Origin of the sequence: Gelidibacter sp. (assembly GCF_035577925.1) — a bacterium.
GTDB lineage: Bacteria > Bacteroidota > Bacteroidia > Flavobacteriales > Flavobacteriaceae > Gelidibacter.
The window spans coordinates 1-9,089 of record NZ_DATJCY010000088.1; the positions used below are offsets into that span (position 1 = coordinate 1).

The following is a 9,089-nucleotide window of genomic DNA, read 5'->3' on the forward strand; positions in this document are numbered from 1 at the left end:
TTTTTGACTGTCAGTTGATATTTGCACTGTCGTTTTTCAGGGGTTGCAGATAACTCACAAATATGCGAAATTCCAATAAGCTATCCAAGCCTGTATATGGCTATTTATTAATTGTTTACAATTTTGTATCATTATGGATATTTAAAATACGAAACGCTATGGATACTCAAAAAACGAAGGTCAAATTTAATCGTTGGCCCTTACATGATCAGTTTCACGGCGATATTCAGATGTTTTTCCGGATTCATACATGTCTAACAGGTATTCCGATTTTTTTATTTTAATACTGGTTTTGTGGTTTTGCCAAACTACTTTTTAAAAATGGAAATTATGCACAACATATTTATCGCCCTAGTTAATCATTTTTTTCAATTTCATCACTTCCAGAAACACGTTGATAAACAGGTATTTATGATTGTAATATACTGTGTGTTTTGATTAGACAAACCTAATTTGTATGGTATTATAATGCCCATTACACTAAAAAATACTGTTTGTTTTAAAGGATTTTATTCAACAATGTTTTTGTAGTTAGATTCTTACTGCTTCAATAGTCCACAAAATTAAGACACAGGCCACAACCCTTGCCAGCGCTCACTTTAAGTCATCCTCCCACATTCCTTCGACAATCCTCCCAAAAAACCGCATTTTAACGAAGCTCGCTCGAACAAGTGTCGAACAAGACTCGAACAAAACCCCCTAAAAATCGGAAAAAGCAGACAATAGATGCCAATACATGTCAAAAGGTGCCAAAAGCAGACAATTCATGACAATAGATGCCAATACACGCCATGACGTTGGTTTAGAGCAAATTGTGTTATACATTGGTCAAAACAATAAAACCACAAGCAACTAAAACCAGAAAAATTATGGCAACTTTTGAGAAAATTATTCTAGCCAGATTCTCCAGAAAGCTAGGCAACGGGATTAGCACCCGTTGGGGCGGTAAAAACGCGATGCGCAGTTTGGAACAAGCTGGCAAGTAAATCCCAACTGCACCACAACCAAAAACCAATTCATAAGCGGTAGTTTTTTTTAAACTTCTAAATAGTTATTTTTACAAAAAAAACTTGAAAGTCATCACCTCATCCAGCACTTCCATTCCAAAAACACCATCGGTGGTTACTATTGGTACTTTTGATGGCGTCCATATTGGGCATCAAAAAATCATCCAAAAACTCACCAAAAAAGCATCCGAAAACAACTTAATTTCAATTGTGTTGACTTTTTTTCCGCATCCGCGAATGGTTTTACAACAAAATTCGGACATCGAACTTCTGAATACCATTGCAGAACGCAAAGCAATTTTAGAATCTTTAGGTGTAGATTATATTTATGTAAAAGCGTTTACGAAGGAGTTTTCTGAGCTTTCTGCGCGCGATTTTGTAAAAACAATTTTAGTGGATACGCTTCATGTCAAACAGGTCATCATAGGTTATGACCATCAATTTGGAAAAAACCGAAGCGCCAATATTGACGATTTAAAAAAGTTTGGAACTGAATTTGGCTTTGATGTTGAAGAAATTTCTGCTCAAGATGTGGAAGATGTTGCCGTGAGTTCTACAAAAATAAGGACGGCACTTAAAGAGGGCGATATCAAAACCGCCAATGCCTTTTTGGGTTATGATTATTTTATAAATGGCATTGTGGTAAAAGGCAAGGGCTTTGGTAAAAAGATGGAATTCCCAACGGCCAATATCAACGTTGAGGAAACTTATAAACTCATTCCTCAAAATGGTGTTTATGCCATTGCTTCGGTTTATAACGAAAAGCCTATTTATGGCATGATGAACATTGGAATGAATCCGACGTTTGAAGGCAAGAAAAAAACCATTGAAGCGCATTTTTTTGATTTCAATGAAGATCTTTACGATCAGCATTTAAAAATCTACTTTTTAGACCGCCTTAGAGATGAGCATAAATTTAACTCGGTAGACGAACTGATTGCACAGTTAAGACAGGACAAAATAAATGCGCAACAGATAATTGCCAATCGCAATGCACAAACTCCTCTTTAAACATATTGACAACAGTGCACTTATTGTGTTTCGGATTGTTTTTGGCCTTCTCATTTTTCTGGAAAGTGTAGGGTCCATATTCACAGGATGGATTAGACGTGCCTTTATAGAACCAAAATTTACCTTTTCGTTTATTGGTTTTGAATGGCTGCAACCTTTGCCCGGCCATGGCATGTATATTTGGTACGCCGTTATGGGGCTTTTTGGGTTTTTTGTAATGATTGGCTATAAATATCGCTGGAGCATGCTTGCCTTTACCATACTCTGGACGGCAACCTACTTAATGCAAAAATCGTCGTATAACAACCACTACTACCTTTTGGTTTTGTTAAGCGCCATTATGGTATTTCAACCTGCACATCACTATTTGTCTGTTGATGCACGGTTGCATCCAGAAATCAGAAAAATATCCATGCCACGCTGGTGCGCCTTGGTCTTTATTTTTCAAATGTTTCTTGTTTATACCTATGGTGCCGTTGCTAAGATTTACCCAGATTGGCTTGATGCCACCGTAGCTGAGATTTTGATGAAAGGCAAAAAGGATCTTCTTTTGATAGGTGGAATTTTACAACAAAAATGGACCCATTATACCATTGCTTATGTGGGCATTTTTTTTGATGGGCTAATTATCCCAGCATTGCTTTGGAAAAGAACGAGAAAATATGCGTTTTTTGCGTCCATTTTCTTTCATCTCTTTAATTCCTTCGTGTTTCATATCGGAATTTTCCCTTATCTGTCGTTAGCCTTTACACTGTTCTTCTATCCGACAAAAACCATTCATCGGATATTTTTAAAAAAGAAACCATTTTATGACGGTAACGAGATTATCCTGCCAAAATACCACAAACCATTTATAGCAATCTTTACACTTTACTTTATCGTTCAAGTAGGATTACCGTTGCGCCATTGGTTTTTTAAAGATAATGTGTTGTGGACCGAAGAAGGCCATCGGTTATCATGGCGTATGATGCTCCGGTCCAAAACCGGGGATACAACATTTAAAGTTGTAGATGCAAAAACCAATGAAGAGATACCGCTACGTATTGAAGATCTTCTGACATCAAAACAACGTCGTGCAGTAAGCACAAAACCTGATGTTATTTGGCAATTTGCACAGCACATCAAAAAAATATTTGCACAAAAAGACCGCGACGTAAAAATATATGCCACAACTTATGTAAGGATCAACGGCGGTGCTTCCCATCAGCTTATCGACCCTGAAGTTGATTTAGGAAGTGTAAAATGGGAGCCCTTAAAACACAGCGCATGGTTATTGCCTTACCCCGATGAAAAAAGGATAAAAGCATCAGAACACAAAAATTCTTTTGATTGACATTGAAAGACGTCACAAAACGCTTAAAATTTACTTATTTTTGACATCAAATTAAACCACATTATGTTACAAGTACCATTTATTAGAGATCACAAACAAAAAGTGATTGAAGGTTTGAAAAAAAGAAACCTTGATGCTGAGCAAATGCTTGATGAAGTCATTGCACTTGATGAAAACCGACGTCGTTTACAAACAGAATTGGATAACACCTTGGCAGAATCCAACAGTTTATCCAAAGAAATTGGGAACTTGTTCAAATCGGGTGAAACCGATAAAGCCAACGCCTTAAAAAACAAAACGGGCGATTTAAAAGAGGCTTCAAAAACACTTGGCGATGAGCTTAACGCAACGATCGAAGCGTTAAACCAATTGCTTTACAAACTTCCAAACGTACCTCATGACAGCGTTCCGGCAGGAACTACGGCCGATGATAATGAAGAGGTGTTTAGAAAAGGAGACATCCCAACCTTGCATGCCAATGCCCTACCACATTGGGAACTGGCCAAAAAATATGATATTATTGATTTTGAATTGGGCAATAAAATTACAGGTGCAGGATTTCCGGTTTATAAAGGAAAAGGTGCCAAGTTGCAACGTGCGCTGATTTCTTATTTTTTAGATAAAAACATCAATGCCGGTTATACCGAATACCAATTGCCACTTTTGGTCAACGCCGCTTCTGGCTTTGGCACGGGACAATTGCCTGACAAAGAAGGCCAAATGTATCACGTTACCGAAGATGATCTTTATTTAATACCAACGGCCGAAGTACCGGGAACCAATATTTTTAGGGACGAACTTCTTAACGCTTCCGATTTACCCATCGGGATTACTGGCTATACGCCATGTTTTAGACGTGAAGCCGGAAGTTATGGTGCTCACGTAAGAGGATTGAACCGTTTGCACCAATTTGATAAAGTTGAAATTTTGCGTGTAGAGCATCCGGATAACTCTTACAAAGCGCTGGATGGCATGGTGGAGCATGTTAAAGAAATTTTAGACGAACTGAAACTACCTTATCGTATTTTGCGCTTGTGTGGTGGCGACATCGGATTTACCTCAGCATTGACTTATGATTTTGAAGTGTTTTCTACCGCTCAAGACCGCTGGTTGGAAATTTCGTCCGTATCAAACTTTGAAACTTTTCAGGCCAATCGTTTAAAATTGCGGTTTAGAAATGCCGAAGGCAAAAGTGAATTGGCACACACACTCAACGGAAGCTCATTAGCGTTACCAAGAGTTTTGGCCGGAATTTTAGAAAATTACCAAACGGAAGATGGCATCAAAATCCCAGAGGTTCTGATTCCATATACGGGATTTGATAAAATATAAATTGTAAGAATATTCTTATTTTTATCGATGAAACGCTAAAAATTCGTGTTGTTTGACGAATTTTTAGCGTTTTCTTTTGTTTTTACCTTAAAAATTTTGAAGTTAGTGACCCCAATCAGAATTTGATCTCACATGAAAAATTTAGTTCGCATATTTATAATCATATCCTTAGTGGTATTGCTAACCAAAGTTTTATTTTAAAACCAGGTGATCGACATAAAAAATTGACCGAGCCCAAACAAGATAATTGAATCATTTTTATAAGTAATGATTAATAGCACTTTTATTTTGATGGTAATGCCCGAACTTTCGTTTGGGCATTTTTTTATCAAAACATTCACAATAGCATCGCTTATAAGTGGTTATATTTATCTAAATTCGTCTCATGAAACAGCTTATAAGCCTCATTTTTATCTTTATGGGATACGTGTCGTTTTCGCAAAACGATGACGAACGATTGGCTGCTGATTATTACCAACGTGGCGAATTTGAAAAAGCACTCATCACCTATCAAAAATTGTATGAGGAACAGCCCAACAATTACAATTATATTTTTTATTTAATAAAAACCCATCAAGAACTCGAACAGTTTTCAGCTGCCGAATCACTTATCAGATCAAAAATCACCATTTACCAAAACCCAACATTACTTATTGAATTGGGATATAACCATCAACTACAAGGTGCTTCACAAAAAGCAAAGGAAAATTATGAAGAAGCCTTATCAAAAATTGAAGAACGTCCTGATTTTGCTCCTTTAATTGGACGGCAATTTGAACAGCATGCCTTATTGGATTATGCCATTGAAACCTATAAAAAAGCGATGGCTCTCGATCCGAACCTGAACTTCAACCGCGAGTTGGCACAAATTTATGGCGAGCAAGGCAATATTGAAATGCTCTTTAGTCATTACATGGCTTATATTGAAGTTCGTCCAGAATATATCAATACCATAAAAAGACAATTCAGCGATTTTATTTCAGAAAACAGCACGAATGAAAACAATGTGCTGCTTAGAAAACTATTGCTCAAAAAGATCCAAACCGAACCAGAAACGTATTGGTACGAATTGTTGAGTTGGCTATTTATGCAAGAGAAAGATTACGACCGAGCTTTTACCCAAGAAAAAGCCTTATTTATGCGAAAACGTGAAAGTTTGAGTCGCATTCTAGAACTGGCAATGACCGCACTCGGCGAAAAAGAAAACGACGTGGCCACCAGTATTTTTAATTATGTTTTGGAAAACACCCAAAACGTAGGCACCATTTTAATTGCCAATCAATATTTGTTGGATATTGAAATTGCCACGGCACCAGTTAAAAACAGATTGGAAATTCAAAAAAAATACAATCAACTGTTTTCCGAATATGGCATTTCACCTCAAACTTTGGGATTGCAAATAGCGTATGCCAATTTTTTAGCTTTCCATTTGAATCAACCAGAAACAGCGAGTGATTTTTTAAAAGAAAGTTTAAAACTTAATATTTCGGCATTGCAACAAGCTGCCGTAAAAATGAAATTGGCCGATATTTTAGTCTTTCAAGAAAAATTTAATGAAGCCTTAATTTATTACACACAAATCCAAACCAGTTCAAAAAACAGTACCATTGCACAAGAAGCTCGATTTAAAGTAGCCAAAACGAGTTATTACAAAGGTGATTTTGAATGGGCTGAATCGCAACTAAAAATTTTAAAAGCATCCACATCCCAACTTATTGCGAATGATGCGCTGGCCTTAAAATTGCTTATTTCCGATAACAAATATGAAGATTCGCTTCACGTCGCCCTAAAGCTTTACGCCAAAGCTGATTTGATGGCATTCCAAAATAAAAATGATGAAGCCATTTCTTTATTGGATAAAATTTTAACTGATCACCAAGGAGAAAGCATTGAAGATCAAGCTTTGTTCAAACAAGCCGAGCTCCTGGTCCAAAAACACGATTATGACAAGGCCATTAAAAACTACGAACTTATTATTGCCTATCATAATGACGGTATTCTGGTTGATGATGCCTATTTTTATTTAGCTGAACTGTATAACAAAACCTTGGACGAACCCGAAAAAGCGAAGCCATTGTACGAAAAAATCATCTTTAACCACCAGGATAGTATTTATTTTGTAGAATCCCGAAAGCAATTTAGGATGTTGCGCGGCGATGCGATTAATTAAGTTCTTAAATTAAAATCCTTAATCTCTTTGATGACAACCCAGAACTTCTGTTATTTGCAGAACAATTGAAATCCAAAATTCAATTTACAGATCCTACCGCCTTTTAATGGTCTTTTAAGTATTGAAATTTGGTGTTTAACCTTAAAACCTTAGTATTATGATCATATACAATGTAACATCAAATATAGACGCCAGTATCCACGATCAATGGCGCGATTGGATTAAAGAGCACATTGCGCATGTTTTGGAAACGGGTCATTTTACTGAAGCCAAACTGACCAAGGTTTTGGTGGAAGAACAAGAAGGCAGCGTTACTTATTCGGTTCAATACCGCGCAAAATCACGTTTGGCACTCGACAAATATTACAAAAACGATGCTGATAAGTTACGTCAACAAGCATTTCTGGCTTTTGGTGATAAAGTATTATCTTTTAGAACAGAGCTCGAAGTCATCAATGAATATACCGTAAAACACAATTAACTTATAATTTATAAAAAGCAGCCATCTAAAAACCGGTTGCATCTGTAAAAAAAATATAAAAACTTGGCTCAATAAATCATCAATTTCATACATTTATCGTTGCCCTAATATCCATTTCAAACCTTTAAATCCGTGTCTAAAGATCAACTCGTCAAAGCAAAAAAGCATCTCGGTCAACATTTTTTAACCGATGAAGGTATTGCTGAAAAAATTGCTGATTCGCTGTCCTATAAAGGCTATGACCATGTTTTGGAAATTGGTCCGGGAATGGGCGTTTTGACCAAGTATTTACTTAAAAAAGATAGCATCACACATGTTATTGAAATTGATACAGAATCGGTTGACTATTTAAAAAACAACTATCTCCACCTTGCCGATCGCATTATTGAAAAAGATTTTTTAAAATACGATTTGAAGGAAGTTTTTGGAGAGCGTCCTTTTGCCATCATCGGGAATTTCCCTTACAATATTTCATCTCAGATCCTTTTTAAAACTTTGGAGATGCGCGATCAAATTCCGGAGTTTTCAGGCATGTTCCAAAAAGAAGTGGCGTTGCGTATTTGCTCAAAGGAAGGCAGTAAAGTTTATGGCATATTATCGGTTTTAACCCAAGCTTTTTATGATGCCGAATATCTTTTTACGGTGCCGCCATCGGTTTTTAATCCGCCGCCAAAAGTAGATTCGGGCGTGTTGATCTTAACACGAAAAGAAAACTTCAAACTTCCGTGCAATGAAGAACTTTTTTTTAAAGTGGTAAAAATCGGCTTTCAACAACGTCGAAAAACACTTCGGAACAGTTTAAAATCCTTTGAGATATCCGAAAACATAAAATCAAACCCTATCTTTGACAAACGCCCCGAACAATTGAGTGTACAACAATTTATAGCATTGACCCAATTGATAGAAAGCGCATATTAATCCTTAAAAACCATCACATTTGGCAGAAGAGAGAGAGAACATACAATTTGAATTGACCGACGAACTCATTGAGCAGGTTCAGCAGCTTATCGCCCGTAAAGACGATGACGCACTTCATTTGCTTTTAAATGATTTCCATTATGCCGATATCGCTGAAATCTTGGATGAAGTTGAATTGGATGAGGCGATTTATGTTATCAAACTCCTAGATTCAGAAACGACTTCGGAAATATTGTTGGAGTTGGACGAATACCGTCGTGAGAAAATATTGCGCAATCTTTCTTCAAAAGAAATTGCTGACGAAGTCCAAGCTTTGGATACAGATGATGCCGCCGATATTATTGCCGAACTTTCGCAAGAACGTCAGCGCGAAGTTATCCATCATATTGAAGACGAAGAACACAAGGCCGAAATTACCGAATTATTGGCCTATGATGAAGATACGGCAGGCGGGCTTATGGCCAAAGAATTGGTCAAAGTGTATGAAACCTGGACCGTTGCAGGATGTTTGCGCCGTATTAGAGGCCAAGCCAAAGATGTCACACGCGTCCATTCCATTTATGTGGTAAACAAACAAAATAAATTGATTGGCCGCTTATCATTAAAAGACTTGATCGTTGCCAAAAGTGACGAAAAAATTGCCGATATCTATATCAAAAATGTCGATTACGTAAAAGTTGACGAAGATCCGGAAGAAGTAGCCAAAATCATGGCCAAATATGACTTGGAAGCCATCCCGGTGGTTGATGACAACATGGTTTTATTAGGTCGTATTACGATTGATGATATTGTGGACGTTTTAATTGAAGAAGCCGATAAAGATTACCAATTGGCAGC

The 9,089-nt window shown here is 37.0% G+C and carries 7 protein-coding genes; all 7 read left to right on the plus strand.

Translation table 11 applies throughout. From position 1 onward, the window contains the following. Positions 1-1,070: 1,070 nt before the first annotated feature. Positions 1,071-2,018, plus strand: a complete 948-nt coding sequence (locus VNJ50_RS03140) for a bifunctional riboflavin kinase/FAD synthetase (RefSeq protein ID WP_325578969.1) — start codon at positions 1,071-1,073, stop codon at positions 2,016-2,018. Continuing rightward, positions 1,999-3,351 carry an HTTM domain-containing protein gene (locus VNJ50_RS03145; RefSeq protein WP_325578971.1) on the plus strand — a complete coding sequence of 451 codons (1,353 nt, stop codon included), beginning with the start codon at positions 1,999-2,001 and terminating at the stop codon, positions 3,349-3,351. Before VNJ50_RS03140 ends, VNJ50_RS03145 begins: the two co-directional genes overlap by 20 nt. A 63-nt stretch (positions 3,352-3,414) precedes the next feature. Beyond that, positions 3,415-4,683: a serine--tRNA ligase gene (serS, locus tag VNJ50_RS03150; protein ID WP_325578973.1), complete on the plus strand. Its 1,269-nt coding sequence runs from the start codon at positions 3,415-3,417 to the stop codon at positions 4,681-4,683. A 385-nt stretch (positions 4,684-5,068) separates the two neighbouring features. Beyond that, positions 5,069-6,853 (plus strand): tetratricopeptide repeat protein, encoded by a 1,785-nt coding sequence (locus VNJ50_RS03155; protein WP_325578975.1) that lies wholly within the window; start codon positions 5,069-5,071, stop codon positions 6,851-6,853. A gap of 157 nt (positions 6,854-7,010) precedes the next feature. Beyond that, the gene (locus tag VNJ50_RS03160) at positions 7,011-7,334 is read left to right on the plus strand and encodes a DUF4286 family protein (RefSeq protein WP_325578977.1); all 324 of its coding nucleotides are present in this window, start codon (positions 7,011-7,013) and stop codon (positions 7,332-7,334) included. A gap of 132 nt (positions 7,335-7,466) precedes the next feature. Next, on the plus strand, positions 7,467-8,252 hold the full coding sequence (gene rsmA, locus VNJ50_RS03165) for a 16S rRNA (adenine(1518)-N(6)/adenine(1519)-N(6))-dimethyltransferase RsmA (protein ID WP_325578978.1): 786 nt from the start codon (positions 7,467-7,469) through the stop codon (positions 8,250-8,252). Between the two features lie 19 nt (positions 8,253-8,271). Then, a partial coding sequence (locus tag VNJ50_RS03170) for a magnesium transporter (RefSeq protein ID WP_325578980.1) occupies positions 8,272-9,089 on the plus strand: 818 nt, incomplete at its 3' end.